The sequence below is a fragment of the Allobosea sp. RIT-PG3_2 genome (assembly GCF_057321085.1).
Window position 1 is genome coordinate 429,842 of record NZ_JBXWCA010000003.1, and the last position, 19,001, is coordinate 448,842.

A 19,001-nucleotide genomic window follows, 5' to 3' on the forward strand; every position below is an offset into this window, starting at 1 on the left:
TTCGAGCGAAGCGGGCATCGGTTCGCGTGAAGAAAATGCGACAGACCAAAGTAAGAGAGCCCGATCTTGGCCGTCTATACCGAAGTGCCCGATGACGAGATGGCCGCCTTCGTGGCGCGCTACGGCATTGGCGAACTGCTTTCCGCCAAGGGCATCGCCGAAGGCGTGGAGAATTCGAACTATCTGATCCACACCACGCAGGGCACCTACATCCTCACCCTCTACGAGAAGCGGGTGAATCCGGACGATCTGCCGTTCTTTCTCGGCCTGATGCAGCATCTTGCCGGTCGCGGCCTGATCTGCCCCCAGCCGGTCGAGGACAGCCGCGGCGAGATGCTCGGCCGCCTGGCAGGGCGCCCGGCAGCGATCGTCACCTTCCTCGACGGGCTTTCGGTCCGCCGCCCCACAGCCGCCCATTGTCAGGAACTCGGCCGTGGCCTCGCTTTGATGCACGAGGCCGGCGCGGATTTCACGATGGAGCGGGTCAATGCGCTCTCCGTGCCGGGTTGGCGGCCGCTGGCGCATCAGGCCGGCCCCGATGCCGACAAGGTCTCCCCGGGCCTCGCCCGCCGGATCACGGCCGAGATCGCCGTGCATGAGGCGAGCTGGCCCAAGGATCTGCCGCGCGGCGTGATCCATGCCGATCTCTTCCCCAACAACGTCTTCTTCATCGGCAGCCGCCTGTCCGGGCTGATCGACTTCTACTTCGCCTGCACCGACGCCTATGCCTACGACCTCGCGATCTGCCTGAACTCCTGGTGCTTCGAGGCCGATGGCTCGTTCAACCTGACCAAGGGCCAGGCCCTGCTCGCCGGCTACGAATCCGTCCGCCCGCTGAACGAGGCGGAGATCGCGGCGCTGCCGCAGCTCTGCCGCGGCTCGGCCCTGCGCTTCCTGCTGACGCGGCTGGTCGACTGGCTGAACGTGCCGGCCGGCGCCCTGGTCAAGCCGCATGATCCGCTCGAATACGACCGCAAGCTCGCCTTCCACCAGCGCGTGCTCGATGCCCGCGAATATGGGCTGAAGCGATGAGCGATACGGTCGAGGTCTGGACGGACGGTGCCTGCTCCGGCAATCCCGGGCCCGGCGCGCTTGGGGCTTGCCCCATTCGCGCCACCAAAAATCGCCGGGACCTGCCATGAGCGATACGGTCGAAGTCTGGACGGACGGTGCCTGCTCCGGCAATCCCGGTCCCGGCGGCTGGGGGGCGATCCTCAACTATAACGGCGTCGAGAAGGAGCTTTCTGGCGGCGAGGAAATGACGACCAACAACCGCATGGAGCTGATGGCGGCGATCGCGGCGCTGGAGGCGCTGAAGCGGCCCTGCACGGTCGCGCTCCACACCGACAGCCAGTATCTGCGCCAGGGCATCACCGGCTGGATCCATGGCTGGAAGAAGAACGGCTGGAAGACCGCCGACAGGAAGCCGGTCAAGAATGTCGAACTCTGGCAGCGCCTCGAAACGGCGCTGGGGCGCCACAAGATCGAGTGGAAATGGGTCAAGGGCCATGCCGGAGACGAGATGAACGAGCGCGCCGACGCGTTGGCGCGCGCCGGCATGGCGCCGTTCAAGCCGGGGCGGTAGAGCCTCCTGATTTCTGACGGAAGCAGAACGTCATCCCGGACAAGCTGCGCAGCAGCGCCGATCCCGGATCCATCGTAGAGTTCCGGAGCCCTCCGATGGATCCCGCTCAAGGCCGGGATGGCGCCGTGGTTCCGAGAAAACGTAGCGTGCGCTGGTCTGGATCGCCACACGTCATCGGACGCGCCAACGGCCGCGTCGTAGCTTTCGACAGGTCATCAGTAGGGAGCGCCTGTCGGGCACTCCCTGCTGATCGAAGCCTTTCGACGTCGCGGTGTTAGCCGGCCGGCTTTACGCGGCCTGCGAACTCATCCTCGGCGTTACGTTCTGGTTCATGCGGAACAGGTTCGAAGGGTCGTAGCGCTGTTTCAGCGTGGCAAGGCGATGATAGCTGCCGCCATAGGCCTCCTGAACGCGATCCATCTCGTCGGCCGGCATGAAGTTGATATAGGCAGTCCCGGCGGAAAGCGGTCTTGTCGCGTCGAAGAGCTCTCGCGCCCAGCCGATGCAGGCCTGATCCATGGCCGGTTCGCGCCACCGCGCATGAACGTTCATGACGAAATGGGAACTGCGTTGCGGAAACGCCGTGGCATCGGCGGCGACACGGCCAGCTGCGCCCCCGACATGAGCGATGAAGATCTCGCATTCCGGGCTCGGAAGATGGCTCGCCGCGCCGATCAGCAGACGGATCGTCGTGTCCGACAGCTCGGCGAAGTCGTGGCTCTTCCAGTAGTTGCGGGCGCCGGGTGCGAGCAGGGGGTCGAAAGCCTGTTGCCATGCCGTGAACGGCGTGGCTCCCACCACATCGGCGATCGGCGTGCCGATCGAGCGCAGCCTGGCGGTCGCCTTGTTGCCTTCGGCGATGTCGCCGCAATAGCACATGGCAAGGATGAGCACTTCCTTGCCGTGCCACTCCGCCGGGAGGAACGGCAGGGGCGGTGCCTGCCGCATCACGGCCCAGCACGTCAGCTCGTCCGGTGCGAGTTCGAGCGCCTGCCGGTATTCCCTCAGAACCGTCTCGGCTTCGCTGAAGGGGTGGACGACGAGGCCCGACAACACTTGCGGGCCGAATTTGTGAAGGCGGAACTCAAACGCGGTCACCACTCCGAAATTGCCGCCGCCGCCACGCAACGCCCAGAACAGGTCTGGATCCTGCGCTTCGCTGACTCGCCGGAGCTCGCCATCGGCTGTGACCACCTCGACCGACACCAGGCTATCCAGCGTCAGGCCGAACTTGCGTGTGATCCAGCCGAAGCCGCCGCCCAGCGTCAGCCCGGCGATGCCGGTCGTCGAATTGATGCCCGTCGGCACGATGAACCCGGCCGCCTGGGTTTCCCTGTCGACATCGGCGAGAAGCGCCCCCGGCTCGACCCATGCACGCTCTGACGCCGCATCGACGCGGACCGACTTCATCTGCGACAGGTCGATCATCAGACCGCCGTCGCAGACGGCGTTTCCGGCAATGCCATGTCCGCCGCCCCGCACCGAGACGAGCAGCCCGTTGTCGCGTGCGAAGCGGACCGCGCTGACGACATCGGCCGCGGCCATGCAGCGTATGATCAGGCCGGGCCGGCGATCGACCATCCCATTCCAGATCGCGCGTGCCTCGTCATAGGCTGCGTCACTTGCGTCGAGGATGCTGCCGCGGAGTTGGGAGGCCAGCATTTCGATGGCCGAGGCACTGATGGCCTTCTTGCCGGCCGCCAGTGTCGTAAGGCTATGAGCAGTCATGATAGCGCCTCCCGAATGAGTTTTTGTGGTTCGGCCCGATGGCCGCCGGCACTGTGCGCCCATTGGTGGTTCCGCTCCGTGATGCAGATCACACGGGAAGTGCACACCGGGAAACGCCGAAAACCCCTCTCCTATGCGGGAGAGGGGCTGCCATGGTTCCAGCGCTTGCTTTTCGGATGCCCGGCTTGATCCGGGGATGAAGGCTGGAGGGGGAGGCGCCCGCCTCAGCGCCAGCCGAGGCCGGGTGCGACGTGCTTCAGGATCGCCTCGAGCACATGGGCGTTATAGTTGACGCCGAGCTGGTTCGGCACGGTCAGCAAGAGCGTATCGGCCTCGGCGATCGCCTCGTCCTTGGCCAGCTCCTTGATCAGCTTGTCCGGTTCGGCGGCGTAGCTGCGCCCGAAGATGGCGCGGGTGTTCTCGTCGATGAAGCCGACCTGATCGTCGCTCTGGTCTCCGCTGCCGAAATAGGCGCGGTCGCGGTCGTCCACCAGCGCGAAGATGCTGCGGCTGACCGAGACGCGCGGCTGGCGCGCATGCCCCGTCTCCTTCCACGCTTCGCGATAGGCGCGGATCTGCTTCGCCTGCTGGATGTGGAAGGGCTCTCCCGTCTCGTCGTCCTTGAGCGTCGAGCTCTGCAGGTTCATGCCGAGCTTGGCGGCCCAGACGGCAGTCGCGTTGGAACCGGCGCCCCACCAGATGCGCTCGCGCAGGCCTTCGGAGTGAGGTTCGAGCCGCAGCAACCCCGGCGGGTTGGGAAACATCGGGCGCGGATTGGGCTGGGCGAAGCCCTGGCCACGCAGCACGTCGAGGAACACCTCCGCATGGCGCCGGCCCATATCGGCGTCGCTCTGGTCTTCAGCAGGCTCGTAGCCGAAATGGCGCCAGCCATCGATGACCTGCTCGGGCGAGCCGCGGCTGAGGCCGAGCTGGAGGCGTCCGCCGGCGATCAGGTCTGCCGCGCCGGCATCCTCCGCCATGTAGAGCGGGTTCTCGTAGCGCATGTCGATCACGGCGGTGCCGATCTCGATCCGCTTCGTCTTCGCGCCGATGGCGGCCAGCAGTGGGAAGGGCGAGGCCAGTTGCCGCGCGAAATGGTGGACGCGGACATAAGCGCCGTCAGCGCCGAGTTCCTCGGCGGCGACGGCAAGATCGATCGACTGCAATAGGGCATCGCCGGCCGAGCGCGTGCCGGATTGTGGCGAGGGCGACCAATGGCCGAACGAAAGAAAGCCGATCTTCTTCATGATTCCAAACCTGCCGGCCACCGCGAGGGCGATCACTCCCCCCGATATAGTGCGGTTCGCGGCAAGGCGCGCGTGCGCTCCTGCACGCTCGCGTCTGCACCGGTGCCATCAGGACGTCATGCTCGGGCTCGACCCGAGCATCTCCTGAAGGAAAGGCGCCTCTTTCGGCATGAGATTCCCGGGCCAGCCCGGGAACGACGCCTTGCCGCTCAAGCCAAGGGCTGGCGATAGACGATGAAGCCCGATTTGTCGGCGACCTTGTTGTAGAGCTCCTGCGCCTGCAGGTTGGCCTCATGCGTCTGCCAGTAGACGCGGAAGCAGTTCTTCTCGCGCGCCATCTCGTTCACGGCTTCGATCAGCTTGCGCCCGACGCCGGTGCCGCGGGCTTCCGGCACGGTGAACAAATCCTGCAGGTAGCAGATGTTGCGCTCGCTCCAGGTCGAGCGGTGGATCACCCAGTTGGTCATGCCGAGCGCCTCGTCGCCGCGCATGGCGATGAAACCGCCCATGGGCTCCTGGCCGCCGGTCAGCCGGTCGAAGGTGACGGCGTCGAGTTCGGCCGGCAGCGTCGCCTTGTAGAAGGTCAGGTATCCCCGCCAGAGCGGCGTCCAGAAGGCGCGGTCGGCAGCGGTCAGCGGGCGAATGACGATGTCGGACATGCGGGTCTCTCCTCCGGCGCAGACGCTATCCGGCAGTCCGGCACTTGTCTCATGACAAGCCGAGATCGGATCGATCAAGCGGAGTAGAAAGGAATGGAGGCGGTCGGCCCTTAGGCGACATTAAAGCGCGAGACGATCTTAGCAATTGCGGGGTTCGTGAACTCCCCCACTGGATCATCACTTTGGTCTGTCGTCCTATGGTACTCACCGGCGTCGAACGCCGTGAAGACATCCCATAGAATTGGCGGAGTTATTCGTTCTGTCAGATACGCACTTTCGTATTCCCACAAGAGATTAGCCACTGCGTCAGCTTCCTCGAAAGGTATACGTCCATCATGATATGCGATTGCAATGAACCTGCACACGGCTTCGATCAATTCGATATCTCGGCTTGTCTCGTCCCCCACCCACCGTCTGAATTTTGCCGCCTTTCGAGCGGCTATCTTCTGCTCACTGAATGATGAGCCGAGGCCCACGTTACGGGCTCTCATGCCAGTTCGACCAATTTGACCATTGATGCGCGTTCGCTCATGCTGCCAAAAATGGGCCATCTCTCTAACGACACGCTGGATGTGGTCGGATGAGAATGCCATTGCACCAACTGCCTACCGTTAAAATCAATGGAGACGATGACAGGGGGTGGCACTAGTCAAGTCCGCTTCCGACCCATTCCTGACATTCGCCGTGTTGAACGCTTCAGCGCCGGGAGCCTCAACAAAAAAGCCCGCGCGAATCAATCGCGCGGGCTCTGTGATCGATAACCCGGAAAACCTCAGAGCTGGCCGAGCATCGTCTCGGCGCCGGAGGTGTCGGCCTTGCCCGGTGCTTCCTCGACATTGAGGGACTTCACAACGCCGTCCTCGATCAGCATCGAGTAGCGCTGGGAGCGCGTGCCCATGCCGAAGCCCGAGCCGTCCATCGACAGGCCGATCTCCTTGGCGAAGTCGGCATTGCCGTCAGACAGGAACTCGATGACGCCGGCGCCGCCGCTGGCCTTCGACCAGGCATCCAGCACGAACACGTCGTTGGTGGAGGTCACCAGGATGGCATCGACGCCCTTGGCCTTGATCTCGTCGGCCTTGGCCAGATAGCCGGGCAGATGGTTCTTGTGGCAGGTCGGGGTGAAGGCGCCGGGCACGGCGAAGAGCACGACCTTGCGGCCTTTGAATAGGTCGTCGGTCGTCTTGGCCGCCGGCCCATCGGCGGTCATGACGCGAAACGTCGCCTGCGGAAGCTTGTCACCCACCTTGATCGTCATTGCGGCTGTTCTCCGTGAAGCCTGCGGCCGGGGCCGCTCGCCCCCGGATTAGGGCCTGCTGGCGGGGATGTCGAGTTCGAGCCGTGTCTCGACGGGCTTGGGCATTCCGCGGATGGTGAAGATGAGGGGGACCGGGCCGGCGGCGCTCTTCGGCCGTTCGTTGATCCGGATCTGGGCGACGACCGTCCCGTCGGGCTGCGGCGCCAGCCGGGATTTGCCGAAGGACCACATCCCCGGGCCTTCGGCGAAGATGTCCTGCACCTTGCCATCGGGCGGCGGCTGCAGGACGAGCCGCAACCCTGGATCGACCACGGTGTCGTCGAGCTTCGCCTCGATGATGGAGGTCTTCTCCTTGTGCGTTCCCGGCTTCACGGGGACTGGAACGCGCGCCTCGAAGCTCTCCAGCCGTGGCGACGTCACGGTGGTGACGCCGGGCTCGAGCCAGAGGCTCGCCTCGCCCTTGGCGGGAATGCAGATCTTCTCGCAGACCGCATAGTCGAGCTTGAGCACGACCATGACCGGCCGCGACGGATCGACCGGCTGCACCGAGATCGGGATCACGACCTCGCCGACATAGCCCACGGAATAGCCGGCCGAATCCTGGAACCGCTCCGGAACCGGCCAGCGCACGTCGAGCCCGCCGATATTGATCGAGCCCGACCAGTCGAAGCTTGGCGGGACGCCGAATTCACCCGGGCTGCGCCAGTAGGTCTTGAAGCCCGGCGACATCACGATCTCGACGCCGACGCGCTGCTTTCCGGTCGGGGTCGTGGGGCCGGCGATCAGCCGCAGCTTAGAATGCTCGCTCGTCGACCAGGGCGACGTCGCGGCTTCGGTCGCTGCCTCCTGCGCATGCGCGACGGCGCTCAGCACGAAAGGCGCCATGGCCAGCAGGGAAAAAACTCGGTTCACCGACCCTGCCTTATCCATTGCGAAACCGAAAAGCGAACAAATCCTGCATCTCCCTGCGAAGCCAGCGCCGCCGCGACCGTGCAGTTTCTTGCATAAATGGGGCACAATCGCGTTGCCGGCCGTGTCGGTACGCGCATTCAGCCGTGCCGCACGCGAACGTGATCCATGGCGGTGGCCAGGCCAGGGTCACGCGATCTTGGCAGGCCTGTTCGCATCCAACCCTTGCCGAGACTCCCCGACAACCTCTAGCATGGGTGGATGAAGATCGGCTCACAACCACGCGTCGGCGGCCGCAGCTATCTCGACGGGCAATGCCTGATCGCGATGCCGGGCATGGCCGATACGCGCTTCAGCCGCAGCGTCGTCTATGTCTGTGCCCATTCGGAAGATGGCGCGATGGGCATCATCGTCAACAAGCCGGCAGCCGATACGAGATTCCCGGACCTCCTCGTCCAGCTCGACGTCATCCCGTCGGAAGAGATCATCCGCCTGCCGAGCCGCGCCGAGAAGATGCAGGTGCTACGCGGCGGGCCGGTCGAGACCAAGCGCGGCTTCGTGCTCCATACCGCCGATTTCTTCCTCGAATCGGCGACGCTGCCGATCGACGACGGCATCTGCCTGACGGCGACGCTCGACATCCTCCGCGCCATCGCCGTCGGCAGCGGGCCGGAAAACGCCGTCCTCGCTCTGGGCTATGCCGGCTGGGCTGCGGGCCAGCTCGAAGCCGAGATCCAGTCCAATGGCTGGCTGCACTGCGCCGCCGACCCCGAATTGCTGTTCGACGAGGGCGTCGATACCAAATACCAGCGGGCGCTGAACAAGATCGGCATCGACCCGGCCTTCCTCTCGCGCGAAGCCGGCCACGCCTGAAACCGCCGCTCCGGCATTCTCGGCCCTGACCCGAGCATCTTTTCAACCCGAGTCATCCAGGGCGTGCCGATTTGGTGCGGAATCACGCCGTCATCCCGGGCTTGACCCGGGATTCATGCCGGGACGTTGCCGACGAAGGCTCGGGCATGGATCCCGGATCTCCGCTTCGCTACGTCCGGGATGACCCGCGTTTGACGAAAACGCGGCATGCTCTTGTCCTGCGATCCCCGGGTCTGCGCTTCGCTTCGCGCGAGCATGACGCAGTGAGTTACGCCGCTTCCGTCGCCGCCGCCGTTGCGCCCATCAGGCGGCGCGCTTCGGCCGCCGTCATCGGCTGTCCGAAGATGTAGCCCTGCGCGTATTGGCAGCCGAGCTGGTAGAGCTCGATCGCATCCGACTCGCTTTCCGCGCCTTCCGCGACCACATCCATGCCGAGATCGGAGGCGAGTTGCACGATCGAGCGCAGGATCACCGGCGGGCGGCCATTGCCCATCTGCCGCACGAAGCTCTGGTCGATTTTGATCGTGTCGAAGGGGAAGCGCTGCAGATAGGACAGCGACGAGTAGCCCGTGCCGAAATCGTCGAGCGACAATCCGGCGCCGAGGTCGCGGATGCGTTGCAGCATCTGCGCGGCATATTCCGGGTTCTCCATCACGAGGCTCTCGGTGATTTCGAGCTTCAGCGTGCCGGGCAGCACGCGCCGGCGCCCGAGCACGGTCTTCACGTCATGCAGCAGGTCGTGGCGCAGCAGTTGCCGGCTGGAGACGTTGACGCTGGCGAAGATCGGCGGGTCGACTTCGAGTGCAGCCTGCCAGGCTTCGAGCTCGCGCGCCGTCTTGTCCATCACATAGACGCCGAGATCGACGATCAGCCCGGTCTCCTCGGCGATGGCGAGGAAGTCCTGCGGCATCAGCCGGCCCTCGCGCGGATGGTCCCAGCGCACCAGCGCCTCGAAGCCCGCGATCGTGCGGTCCTCCAACCGGACGATCGGCTGGTACATGACCTGGATCTCGCTGCGCTCGATCGCCCGGCGCAGGTCGCTTTCGAGCGCGAGCCGGTCGTTGCGGTCGGTCCGCATCGCCGGCACGAAGACCTCGATCTTATTGCCGCCCTGGCGCTTGGCATGGGCCATGGCGAGCTCGGCGTTCTTGAGCGCGTCGTCCTTGCGCGCGGCCGAAGAGGGATCGAACAAGGCGAGCCCGATCGAGGGCGTCAGCACGATCTCGCGCTCGGCATAGGTGATCGGCGTCGAGACGGCGCGGCGCACGAGCTCGGCCAGCGCCAGGATGCGCTCCGGGTCGCGCTCCGAGACGAGGATCATCGCGAAGGTGTCGCCGCCGATCCGGGCGAGCGTGTCCTGCGCCCTCAGCAGCCGTCCGAGTCGGCGGGCCAGCGTCAGCAGGATCGAGTCGCCGGCCGAGAAGCCGACCGATTCGTTGACCTGCTTGAAGCGGTCCACGTCGATCACGAGCACGGTCGGGCGGATGTTGTCGTCGGCACGGGTGAAGCCGAAGATCGCGCCGAGCCGGTCCTGGAACAGCTTGCGGTTGGGCAAGCCGGTCAGGTTGTCGTGGACGGCGTCGTGCAGCAGCCGCTCCTGCGCGGTGCGCTGCTCGGTGACGTCCGAGAGCGTGCCAATGACGCGGATGACCTCGCCGTCCGAGCCGAGGACCGGCCGCGCCTTGACGTTGAACCAGTGATAGGCGCCGCTTGCGGCGCGCAGGCGCAGGTCGAGATTGAGCTTGCCGCGCCGCTGCTCCAGCACCGCATCGAGCGTGACGCGGTAGCGATCGCGGTCGGCGACGTGCATGTGCTCCAGCCAGCGTGCCGCCGAGCCCTCGAGCGAGCCTTTGGGCAGCCCGAGCAGCGCCTCGATCTGCGGCGAGACGAAGACCTTGTCGGAACTGACGTCCCAGTCGAAGACGAGGTCGCCCGAACCCGAGAGGGCGAGCGCCCGCCGTTCGGTATCCGAGACCAGGCCTTGCGAGATCGCGCCGCCGGCGAAGGCGTGCTGGATCACGGTGAAGCCGATCAGCAGCACGATCAGCACGAGGCCGCCCAACAAGGCAGGCGCGACCAGATCGCGTTGGAATTGCCCGGTGACGGTGAAGCTCGCCGCCGTGACCCAGACCGCGAGCAGGAACCAGGTCGGGATCAGCATCACCGCGCGCTCATAGCCATGCGTCGCCAGATGCACGACGAGCACAAAGCCGACAGCCGCGACGGCGGCGATCGAGATGCGCGCGATGCCCGAGGCCATCGGCGCGTCGAAGACGGCAAGACCGATCAACCCGGCGAGCCCGAGGATCCAGATCGCCGTGACATGGCCGTAGCGCACATGCCAGCGCGACAGGTTGAGATAGGCGAAGAGGAAGACGAGCAGCGTCGCCGCCAGCACCACCTCGGCGCCGGCACGGTAGATGCGCTCGATCGCAGGCGTGAGCGGGAAGAGACGCTGGAAGAAGCCGAAGTCGAGGCCTGCATAGGCAAGGACCGCCCAGGCGAGCGCCGCGGCGGCCGGGAAGATCACCGCGCCCTTGACCACGAAGATGATGGTCAGGAACAGCGCCAACAGGCCGGCGATGCCGATGATGATGCCCTTGTAGAGGGTCAGCCCGTTGGTCTTCTGCCGGTAGGCTTCCGACTCGTAGAGATAGAGCTGCGGCAGGTTGGGCGACTTCAATTCGGCGACGAAGGTCACGGTCGTGCCGGGGTCGAGCGTGATCAGGAAGACGTCGGCGTCGGGGCTGGCCTCGCGATCGGGTGCGAGGCCCTGGCTCGCGGTCACCGCCTCGATGCGCTTGTCGCCGAGATCGGGCCAGACCACGCCGGAGCCGATCAGGCGGTGGAACGGCGCGACCAGCAGCCGGTCGATCTGCTCGTCGGAATCATTGGTGAGCGCGAAGACGATCCAGTCCGGCCGCGCGCCGGATTCGCGCGCCCTGACCGCGATGCGGCGGACGATGCCGTCCGGCCCCGGCGCGGTCGAGATCTGGATGACGTCGCCGTCGGATTTGTTGCGCTCGACGACATTTGTGAGGTCGATCACCGGCACGTCGACCGGCACGCGCACCGCTTCGACGGCGCTTGCCGGCGTCGCGGCCGCAAAAACAAACCACAGGGCAAGGCCGGCGACGGCGAGGCCGATCCGGAGGATGCGCTCGGAAATGGACAAGCTGTGCTCGGCTATCAGGCGGGAAACGATCATTCGAGTTTGAACGAAAATCCCTATTGGTCGCTCATGGCAAGGGCAAGGCAGAGCGCGGCTGTGGTCAACCGCTGCCGTCACGGCTTCTCTCCGGTCAGCGCATCGTTCGAGAGCACGGCATAGAGCAGGTGATCGGCCCAGGCGCCGTTGATCTTCAGATAGGCGCGCGCCAGCCCTTCGTGCCGGAAGCCGACCCGCTCCAGCAGGCGCCGCGAGGGCTCATTGTTCGACAGGCAGGCGGCCTCGACCCGGTGGAGCGCAAGTTCGGAGAAGGCGAAGCGTACGGCGCCGCGCACCGCTTCCGTCATATGGCCCCTGCCGGCATGGCGCTTGCCCATCCAGTAGCCGAGCGTGCAGGCCTGTGCGACTCCGCGCCGGATCAGGCCGAGCGTCAGCCCCCCGAGCAGCGCTTCCGAATGGGCCTCGAAGATGAACAGCGAATAGGCCTCGTCGCTGGCGATCTCGCGCGATGCGCGCTTGGCCCGCAGCCGGAACGAAGCGCGGGTCAGGTCGTCCTCGTTCCAGGTCGGCTCCCAGGGCGTCAGGAACTCGCGGCTTTCGATGCGCAGCACGGCCCAGGCCGAGTAGTCGCTGGCCTGCGGCGCCCGCAGGAAGAGGTTCTGCGTCCGGATCAGCGGGCGGTTTGGCGGCTCGCTCGGGAAACGGAAGAGCGCCATCGCCGTTCAGTCCGCCGCCCGGGCCGCCTGGCGCAGGCGCTTGGCGGCGGGAACGTCCTGGATCGGGCCGATCGCGGCGATGGTCGGTTGGTGGCCGAGCAGCGAGCGGCCGGCGGCGCGCACGTCCTCCAGCGTCACCGCGTCGAGCCGGGCGGCCAGCTCCTCGCGCGGGATCGCCCGGCCGAAGATCAGCACCTGCCGCGCCATCTGCTCCAGCTTGCCGCCGGGGCTCTCAAGTGAAGCCAACAACCCCACCTTCATCTGGGCACGGGCTCGCGCCACCTCGACCTCGCTGACATCCTCGGCAGCCTGGCGCAGGCAGCCGAATGCGACCTCGATCAGCTCGTTGGCATCTTCCGGTGCGGTGCCGGCGCCGATGCCGAAGACGCCGCAATCGGAGAAGGGCCAGTGGAAGGCGTCGATCGCATAGGCCAGGCCACGCTGTTCGCGCACCTCCTGGAACAGCCGCGATGAGAGCCCGCCGCCGAGCACGGAGGCGAAGATCTGCAGCGGATAATGGGCTCCGCCGGTGAAGGGCAGGCCGGGCAGGCCAAGCACGAGATGCACCTGCTCCTCGTCGCTGCCGATCCGGGCTTCACCGCCGCGATACTCGCCGGCTTCCCGCTCTGGTATTTCGTCCGGCCTGGCCGGCAGTTTCGACAGATGCTCGCGGGCCAGCGCGACCAGCTCGTCATGGTCCACGGCGCCGGAGGCGGCGAGCACCATGTTTCCCGCATGGTAGTTGCGCGCGAGATAGGCGCGGATCGCATCGGGCGTGAAACCCTTCACCGTCTTGGCGGTGCCGAGGATCGGCCGGCCGATCGGCTGGTCGGGGAAGGCGGCCTGCAGGAAGCGGTCGTAGACGAGATCGTCGGGCGTATCCTGAACGGCCGAGATCTCCTGCAGGATCACGCCCTTCTCGCGCTTCAGCTCCTCCTCGGTGAGGGCGGGCGAGGTCACGATGTCGGCGAGGATGTCGACGGCGAGCCCTAGATCGGCGCCGAGCACGCGGGCGGTGTAGCAGGTGTATTCGACTGATGTCGCGGCATTGAGGTCGCCGCCGACGCTTTCGATCTCCTCGGCGATCTGCAGTGCGTTGCGCCGCGCCGTGCCCTTGAACGCCATATGCTCGAGCAGATGGGCGAGGCCATGCTCATGGGACAGCTCGTCGCGCGAGCCGGCGCCGATCCAGATACCCAGCGAGACGGTCGCGGCATGCTCCATGTGTTGCGAGACGATGCGCAGGCCCGAGGGCAGGGTGGTCAGCCCGACCTCGGGATCATGGGCACCTTCCGGCCGAGCCGGTGCGGCGATCTCGGCGGCCTCGGCCGGTCCGGTCGCGCTCACGCTGCCGCCCCGCGGACGGCGCGGGCATGCTCGCGCACGAAGGCCTCGACCTTGCCGAGGTCGTTCGGCAGCAGCGTCAGGCGCTCCTTCCGCGCCATCAGATCGGCAAGATGGGCGGGCAGGGCGGGTTCGACGCCGCTCGCCGCTTTCACCGCCGCGGGGAACTTGGCCGGGTGGGCCGTGCCGAGCACGATCATCGGCGTCGCCGGGTTGCGCTTCAGGGCCTGCCGCGCGGCGCCGACGCCGATCGCGGTATGGGGGTCGAGCAGATATCCGGCTTCGGTCCAGCTCTTGCGGATCTCGGCCGCGACCTGCTCCTCGCTCTGAGCGCTCGCGTCGAAATCGCCGCGGATGCGCTGGAGCGGCTCGGCCGCGATCTCGAAGCGGCCGGATTGCTGCAGCGATTGCATCAGCCGGCGTACCGCGCCGCCGTCTCGGCCATGGGCCTCGAACAGCAGCCGCTCGAAATTCGAGGATATCTGGATATCCATCGAGGGCGAGGTCGTCGCCGCGACGCCTCGCATCTCATAGGCGCCGGTTTCGAGCGTGCGCGTCAGGATGTCGTTGCTGTTGGTCGCGATCAGCAGCCGCTCGATCGGCAGGCCCATCTGCTTGGCGACCCAGCCGGCGAGAATGTCGCCGAAATTGCCGGTCGGCACCGCGAAGGAAACCTTGCGCGCCGGGCCACCGAGCGCGACGGCGGAGGTGAAGTAATAGACCACCTGCGCCGCGATGCGGGCCCAGTTGATCGAGTTCACGCCCGAGAGGCCGATCTCGTCGCGGAAGGCGTGGTGGTTGAACATCGCCTTCACGAGATTCTGGCAATCGTCGAAGGTGCCTTCGACCGCGATGGCATGGACGTTCGGCGCATCGACCGTCGTCATCTGCCGGCGCTGCACGTCGGAGACACGGCCCTGCGGATAGAGGATGAAGACGTCGACGCTCTTTAGCCCCTTGAAGGCGTCGATGGCAGCCCCGCCCGTATCGCCGGAGGTCGCGCCGACGATGGTGGCGCGCTGGCCCCGCTGGCCGAGCACCTGGTCCATCAGCCGCCCGAGCAGCTGCATCGCCACGTCCTTGAAGGCGAGCGTCGGGCCGTGGAACAGCTCGAGCACGAAGAGATTGTCGCCGATCTGGGTCAGCGGGCAGACGGCCGTGTGCCGGAAGCCGGCATAGGCCTGATGGATCATCGAGCCCAGCGCCTTCGGCTCGACATCGCCGCCTGTCAGGGCGCCGAGCACGCGTTCGGCCACGGCAGTGTAGGGCTGGCCCGCGAAGCCGGCGATCTCGGCCGGCGTGAGTTTCGGCCAGCTCTGCGGCAGATAGAGGCCGCCGTCGCGGGCGAGCCCGGTCAGGAGCGCGTCGGAAAAGCTGAGCGCCGGGGCTTCACCCCGGGTGGAGACATGCAACACGATCTTGGCCTCGGTGATCTCAGTCAGATGCTATAGGCCGGTCCGTCGGTTTCGGCAAAACCGTCGAGACGTCAGGCCGGGGCCGAGCCCTTCCGCGCCTGCCAGACCCAGGCGGCGAAGACGCCGAGCAGGGTCAGCGCCAGTCCGAACCAGGTCAGGGCATATTGGAGATGGTTGTCGGGGATTCGCGCGATCAGCTCGCGCACATCGACGCCGGCCGGTGGCGTCAGCCCGTCGCCCTCCCGCTCGGCTTCGAGATAGAACGGCGCCGGAGGCAGGCCGAGCGAGGCGGCGATGGCGCCGGGATCGCGCGTGTAGAACTCCCGGATCGACGGCAGGTCATCCGGCGTGAAGGTGTTTCGGATTTCCGGCGCGCGCAGGAAGCCCTTGATCGTGTCGGGGCCGCTGGCCGGGCCGATCTGTCCGATGCGGCTTTCAGGCACGAAGCCGCGATTGACCAGGATGATGCTGCCATCTTCCAGCCGGAAGCCCTGGAACACCCAGCGGCCGAAGCCGGAAAGCTGGCGCGAGCCCGGCGGGCCGGCGGCGATCGTGGTGCGCACGCCGGCGATCGGCCCGTCGACGTAACGGCCTGTTGCGGCGACGCGGGTCAGGTCGAGCGCGGCGGCATCGAGCTTGGCCCATTCGGCGCTCGCCGGCATCGCAGCCGGCGCGCCGGCAGCCTGCGCCTGCAGCCGCTCGATATAGGCGTGCTTCTCCTGCATGCGCTGGAGCTGCCAGGCCCCGAGCGTGCAGAGGATCGCCGTGCCCACGATCGTCAGGATCGTCGGCAGGATCAGGCTCGGCCTCCGCTCGATTGCGATTTGCGCCGTCACTTCGCGCGTCCGCCTTCCTCGGCCTTGTGGGCGTATTGCAGCGCGACGGCGAGCCCCTTCATCGGCCTGAGCAGCCCGAGGCAGAGGATCAGCGCCAGCGGCAGCCACATCGACAGGTGCAGCCAGATCGGCGGCTCATAGGCGATCTCGACATAGAGCGCCGCGCCCAGCACGACGAAGCCCGCGATCAGCATGATGAAGACGGCCGGGCCGTCGGCTGAGTCCGCGAATTTGTAGTCGAGCCCGCAGGCGCTGCAGCGCGGCTTCAGCTTGAGGAAACCGTCGAACAGCGCACCTTCGCCGCAGCGTGGGCAGCGCCCGGCCAGCCCCGTGGAATAGGGGGAGGGAGGTGTGGGTTCAGGACCGGCCATCGCAGCCTCCCAGAGCATCGGCCCGAAAAGTGGAATGCGGTTTTCGGGAAAGCCGATGCAAAATCAAAGGACCTAAGCAGGAAAGGCGGCCTCGCGGCCGCCTTTCGTCAGACGAGAACCGCGAGGGCGCGGTAGTTGTTCGTGATCTAGTGCGCCGCGGCCGCGTGCCCACCCGCGCCCCAGACGTAGATCGCGGCGAACAGGAACAGCCAGACCACGTCGACGAAGTGCCAGTACCAGGCGGCGAACTCGAAGCCGAGATGCTGGTTCGGCTTGAAGTGGCCGAGATAGGCCCGGTAGAGGCAGATCGCCAGGAAGATGGTGCCGATGATGACATGCGCGCCGTGGAAGCCGGTCGCCATGAAGAAGGTGGCGCCGTAGATGTTGCCCCTGAAGGCGAAGGTGGCGTGCGAATACTCGTAGGCTTGGCACAGCGTGAACAGGATGCCGAGGATCACCGTCAGCCACAGGGCCTGCTTCAGGCCGGCGCGGTCGTTGTTGATCAGCGCGTAATGCGCCCAGGTCACGGTCGTGCCCGAGGTCAGCAGGATCAGGGTGTTGAGCAGCGGCAGGTGCCAGGGATCGAAGGTCTCGATGCCCTTGGGCGGCCAGACGCCGCCGGTGAAATCGTAGCGGAGATAGTTGATCGTCTCGCCGGAAAACAGGCTGGCGTCGAAATAGGCCCAGAACCATGCGACGAAGAACATCACCTCCGAGGCGATGAACATGATCATGCCGTAGCGGTGGTGGAGCTGGACGACGCGGGTGTGGTGGCCCTCCGTTTCGGCCTCGCGCACCACGTCCATCCACCAGGAGAGCATGGTGTAGAGCACGCCGAGCAGGCCGGCGCCGAAGACGAGCGGGCCGATATGCATGCCGCCCACGGGCAGCGCCTTCATCCACATCACGGCGCCGATCGCCAGCACGGTCGCGCTGGCGGCGCCGACGAGCGGCCACGGGCTCGGATCGACGAGGTGGTAGTCGTGGTGCTTCGTATGGGCCCCGGCCATCTTATTCAGTCTCCGCGTACGGCGTCTTGTCCGCGCTTTTGCTCTAGCGCGTTCTACAGTTTCGAATTGCCCGCGTCACCCTTGACGGAGCCGGCCTTGTCCTCGGCGACGGGCTGGCCCGACTTGGAGGCGAAATAGGTGTAGGACAGCGTGATGGCGTGGACCCCGTCGAGCTCGCGATTCCCAGCGATCTCGGGGTCGATATAGAACACCACCGGCGCTTCGAAGCTCTCGCCCGGCTTGAGCGTGTGCTCGGTGAAGCAGAAGCACTGGATCTTGACGAAATAGGCCGCGCCCTTCTCCGGCGCGACATTGTAGGTCGCGATGCCGGTCACGGTGCGGTCCGAGCGATTCGTCATCTTGTAGAACACGGTCTGCGTCGCGCCGACGCGGACCTTGATCTCCGGGCTCTCGGCCTCGAACTTCCAGCCCAGGCCCGGCGCGACATTGGCGTCGAAACGCACTGCCATCGTCCGGTCGAGGATCTTGCCGGCGCCGGCCGTCCCGACCATCGGCGTGCCGCCGAAACCGGTGACCTTGCAGAACAGGTCGTAGAGCGGCACCGCCGCGAAGGAGGCGCCCAGCATGCCGAAGGCGACGCCGGCGCAGATCAACGCGGTGCGCGCCGGATTGGCCCTGGGCTTCTCGGGGGCGGGGTTCGTCATCACAGCGGCCGGTTCATGATCGCGGGGCCGGTCTTCACCAGCGTCACCACGAAGAAGAACACCACGAGCCCGGCCAGCACCAGCGCGAGCGCGACGGAGCGGCGGCGGCGGCGCGCCATGTCCTCCGGCGAGAACGGAGCCGGCGCGGGCTGCTTGGGGGGCTGCTCGCTCATCCGATCACCTTCGGCAGGGCCCACATCAGCCCAAGGCCGTTCTCGACGAGCAGCACGGCGAACAGCAGGAAGAGATAGATGATCGAGAAGCCGAACAGGGAATAGGCGGCCTTCACGGCGGGCTGTCCCTCCGTGCGGCGCCAGACGCGGATCGCAAGCCAGATCATGGCGAGGCCGGTGGTCACCGAGACGATCAGGTAGAGCAGGCCGCCGAAGCCCATCAGTGCCGGCAGCACGGCGACGGGAGCCATGAGCAGCGAATAGAGCACGATCTGCCGGCGGGTGGCGGCAGGCCCGGCCACGTTCGGCATCATCGGGATGCCGGCGCGCGCATAGTCTTCGGACTTGACCAGCGCCAGCGCCCAGAAATGCGGCGGCGTCCACAGGAAGATGATCGCGAACAGCACCAGCGAATGCCAGCCGAAATCGCCGGTCACCACCGCTTCGCCGATCATCGGCGGGAAGGCCCCGGCGGCACCGCCGATCACGATGTTCTGCGGCGTCCAGCGCTTCAGCCACATCGAATAGACGACGGCGTAGAAGAAGATGGTGAAGGCCAGCATGAAGGCCGCAAGTTCATTGGCGACCAGGCCGAGCACCAATACCGAGCCGATCGAGAGTGTCAGCCCGAAGGCCAGCGCCTCGGAGGCCAGGACGCGGCCGGCCGGGATCGGGCGCTTGGCCGTGCGGCTCATCAGCGCGTCGATATCGGCGTCGTACCACATGTTGAGGCAGCCGGAGGCACCGGCGCCGACCGCGATCGCGATCAGCGCGGCGAGCGCGATGACGGGGTGCACCGAGCCCGGCGCCGTCGCCATGCCGGTCAGCGCCGTCACCACGACGAGCGACATCACGCGCGGCTTCAGCAGCGCGAAGAAATCGCGCGCTTCGCCGGGGGAGGCGGTCAGGCCGTCGGTGCGGGTTTCGAACGCAGCAGACATCTGTCGAATCGTCTTCGTACTCGTGAAACGGCGCCGGCAGGCGCGTGGGTATTCGCGGCGATGATCTTGCCGCCCGTCTCCGGAAAGCCTCGGACGAGGCTC

General features: G+C 66.4%; 18 protein-coding genes. 3 read left to right on the forward strand and 15 right to left on the reverse strand.

Annotated elements, in window-relative coordinates; genetic code table 11:
* The first annotated feature begins 66 nt into the window (after positions 1–66).
* Complete coding sequence (locus AC2FAN_RS12350) at positions 67–1,032, forward strand: homoserine kinase (RefSeq protein ID WP_476804759.1); 966 nt, start codon at positions 67–69, stop codon at positions 1,030–1,032.
* A gap of 106 nt (positions 1,033–1,138) precedes the next feature.
* Positions 1,139–1,585 (forward strand): ribonuclease HI, encoded by a 447-nt coding sequence (gene rnhA, locus AC2FAN_RS12355; protein WP_265052207.1) that lies wholly within the window; start codon positions 1,139–1,141, stop codon positions 1,583–1,585.
* 288 nt (positions 1,586–1,873) lie between these two features.
* Here rnhA and AC2FAN_RS12360 read toward each other — a convergent pair whose 3' ends face one another.
* From AC2FAN_RS12360 to AC2FAN_RS12380, 5 genes are all read right to left on the reverse strand, one after another.
* Positions 1,874–3,313: an FAD-binding oxidoreductase gene (locus tag AC2FAN_RS12360; RefSeq protein ID WP_485174329.1), complete on the reverse strand. Its 1,440-nt coding sequence runs from the start codon at positions 3,311–3,313 to the stop codon at positions 1,874–1,876.
* A gap of 224 nt (positions 3,314–3,537) precedes the next feature.
* Entirely contained in the window at positions 3,538–4,560 is a 1,023-nt protein-coding gene (locus AC2FAN_RS12365; protein ID WP_485174331.1) for an LLM class flavin-dependent oxidoreductase, read from the reverse strand.
* Between the two features lie 209 nt (positions 4,561–4,769).
* Positions 4,770–5,219, reverse strand: coding sequence for a GNAT family N-acetyltransferase (locus tag AC2FAN_RS12370; RefSeq protein WP_485174333.1), 450 nt, complete (start codon positions 5,217–5,219; stop codon positions 4,770–4,772).
* 772 nt (positions 5,220–5,991) lie between these two features.
* On the reverse strand, positions 5,992–6,477 hold the full coding sequence (locus AC2FAN_RS12375) for a redoxin family protein (protein WP_485174335.1): 486 nt from the start codon (positions 6,475–6,477) through the stop codon (positions 5,992–5,994).
* 48 nt (positions 6,478–6,525) lie between these two features.
* Complete coding sequence (locus AC2FAN_RS12380) at positions 6,526–7,389, reverse strand: protein-disulfide reductase DsbD domain-containing protein (protein WP_265052212.1); 864 nt, start codon at positions 7,387–7,389, stop codon at positions 6,526–6,528.
* A 258-nt stretch (positions 7,390–7,647) separates the two neighbouring features.
* Here AC2FAN_RS12380 and AC2FAN_RS12385 point away from each other — a divergent pair, with 258 nt between their 5' ends.
* Positions 7,648–8,259, forward strand: coding sequence for a YqgE/AlgH family protein (locus AC2FAN_RS12385; protein WP_265052213.1), 612 nt, complete (start codon positions 7,648–7,650; stop codon positions 8,257–8,259).
* Between the two features lie 268 nt (positions 8,260–8,527).
* On the opposite strand, the gene AC2FAN_RS12390 is transcribed toward AC2FAN_RS12385, so the two are convergent.
* The 10 genes from AC2FAN_RS12390 to AC2FAN_RS12435 all read right to left on the reverse strand — a co-directional run bounded on the left by AC2FAN_RS12390 (position 8,528) and on the right by AC2FAN_RS12435 (position 18,899).
* The gene (locus tag AC2FAN_RS12390) at positions 8,528–11,467 is read right to left on the reverse strand and encodes an EAL domain-containing protein (protein ID WP_476805037.1); all 2,940 of its coding nucleotides are present in this window, start codon (positions 11,465–11,467) and stop codon (positions 8,528–8,530) included.
* Positions 11,468–11,544: 77 nt separating this feature from the next.
* A complete protein-coding gene (locus tag AC2FAN_RS12395; protein WP_265052215.1) occupies positions 11,545–12,144 on the reverse strand; it encodes a GNAT family N-acetyltransferase in 600 nt (199 codons plus the stop codon).
* A gap of 6 nt (positions 12,145–12,150) precedes the next feature.
* Positions 12,151–13,458: a M16 family metallopeptidase gene (locus AC2FAN_RS12400; protein ID WP_485174578.1), complete on the reverse strand. Its 1,308-nt coding sequence runs from the start codon at positions 13,456–13,458 to the stop codon at positions 12,151–12,153.
* 29 nt (positions 13,459–13,487) lie between these two features.
* Positions 13,488–14,903, reverse strand: coding sequence for a threonine synthase (gene thrC, locus AC2FAN_RS12405; RefSeq protein WP_485174338.1), 1,416 nt, complete (start codon positions 14,901–14,903; stop codon positions 13,488–13,490).
* A gap of 71 nt (positions 14,904–14,974) precedes the next feature.
* Complete coding sequence (locus tag AC2FAN_RS12410) at positions 14,975–15,739, reverse strand: SURF1 family protein (RefSeq protein WP_485174340.1); 765 nt, start codon at positions 15,737–15,739, stop codon at positions 14,975–14,977.
* Positions 15,736–16,110 carry a DUF983 domain-containing protein gene (locus AC2FAN_RS12415; RefSeq protein ID WP_485174342.1) on the reverse strand — a complete coding sequence of 125 codons (375 nt, stop codon included), beginning with the start codon at positions 16,108–16,110 and terminating at the stop codon, positions 15,736–15,738. The genes AC2FAN_RS12410 and AC2FAN_RS12415 overlap by 4 nt, the downstream gene beginning before the upstream one ends.
* Before the next feature lie 146 nt (positions 16,111–16,256).
* Positions 16,257–17,120 (reverse strand): cytochrome c oxidase subunit 3, encoded by an 864-nt coding sequence (locus tag AC2FAN_RS12420; protein WP_476805041.1) that lies wholly within the window; start codon positions 17,118–17,120, stop codon positions 16,257–16,259.
* A 53-nt stretch (positions 17,121–17,173) separates the two neighbouring features.
* Positions 17,174–17,785 carry a cytochrome c oxidase assembly protein gene (locus AC2FAN_RS12425; RefSeq protein ID WP_265052220.1) on the reverse strand — a complete coding sequence of 204 codons (612 nt, stop codon included), beginning with the start codon at positions 17,783–17,785 and terminating at the stop codon, positions 17,174–17,176.
* Positions 17,785–17,958, reverse strand: a complete 174-nt coding sequence (locus tag AC2FAN_RS12430; RefSeq protein ID WP_265052221.1) for a hypothetical protein — start codon at positions 17,956–17,958, stop codon at positions 17,785–17,787. The genes AC2FAN_RS12425 and AC2FAN_RS12430 overlap by 1 nt, the downstream gene beginning before the upstream one ends.
* Positions 17,955–18,899, reverse strand: coding sequence for a heme o synthase (locus tag AC2FAN_RS12435; protein WP_485174345.1), 945 nt, complete (start codon positions 18,897–18,899; stop codon positions 17,955–17,957). Before AC2FAN_RS12435 ends, AC2FAN_RS12430 begins: the two co-directional genes overlap by 4 nt.
* Positions 18,900–19,001 lie beyond the last annotated feature (102 nt).

Coding starts and splice junctions, on each gene's coding strand:
- AC2FAN_RS12370 (WP_485174333.1), bottom strand. CDS start 5,219: ATGTCCGACATCGTCATTCGCCCGCTGACCGCTGCCGACCGCGCCTTC.
- AC2FAN_RS12375 (WP_485174335.1), bottom strand. CDS start 6,477: ATGACGATCAAGGTGGGTGACAAGCTTCCGCAGGCGACGTTTCGCGTC.
- AC2FAN_RS12425 (WP_265052220.1), bottom strand. CDS start 17,785: ATGACGAACCCCGCCCCCGAGAAGCCCAGGGCCAATCCGGCGCGCACC.
- AC2FAN_RS12385 (WP_265052213.1), top strand. CDS start 7,648: ATGAAGATCGGCTCACAACCACGCGTCGGCGGCCGCAGCTATCTCGAC.
- AC2FAN_RS12365 (WP_485174331.1), bottom strand. CDS start 4,560: ATGAAGAAGATCGGCTTTCTTTCGTTCGGCCATTGGTCGCCCTCGCCA.
- AC2FAN_RS12420 (WP_476805041.1), bottom strand. CDS start 17,120: ATGGCCGGGGCCCATACGAAGCACCACGACTACCACCTCGTCGATCCG.
- AC2FAN_RS12435 (WP_485174345.1), bottom strand. CDS start 18,899: ATGTCTGCTGCGTTCGAAACCCGCACCGACGGCCTGACCGCCTCCCCC.
- AC2FAN_RS12360 (WP_485174329.1), bottom strand. CDS start 3,313: ATGACTGCTCATAGCCTTACGACACTGGCGGCCGGCAAGAAGGCCATC.
- rnhA (WP_265052207.1), top strand. CDS start 1,139: ATGAGCGATACGGTCGAAGTCTGGACGGACGGTGCCTGCTCCGGCAAT.
- AC2FAN_RS12415 (WP_485174342.1), bottom strand. CDS start 16,110: ATGGCCGGTCCTGAACCCACACCTCCCTCCCCCTATTCCACGGGGCTG.
- AC2FAN_RS12395 (WP_265052215.1), bottom strand. CDS start 12,144: ATGGCGCTCTTCCGTTTCCCGAGCGAGCCGCCAAACCGCCCGCTGATC.
- AC2FAN_RS12430 (WP_265052221.1), bottom strand. CDS start 17,958: ATGAGCGAGCAGCCCCCCAAGCAGCCCGCGCCGGCTCCGTTCTCGCCG.
- AC2FAN_RS12390 (WP_476805037.1), bottom strand. CDS start 11,467: ATGATCGTTTCCCGCCTGATAGCCGAGCACAGCTTGTCCATTTCCGAG.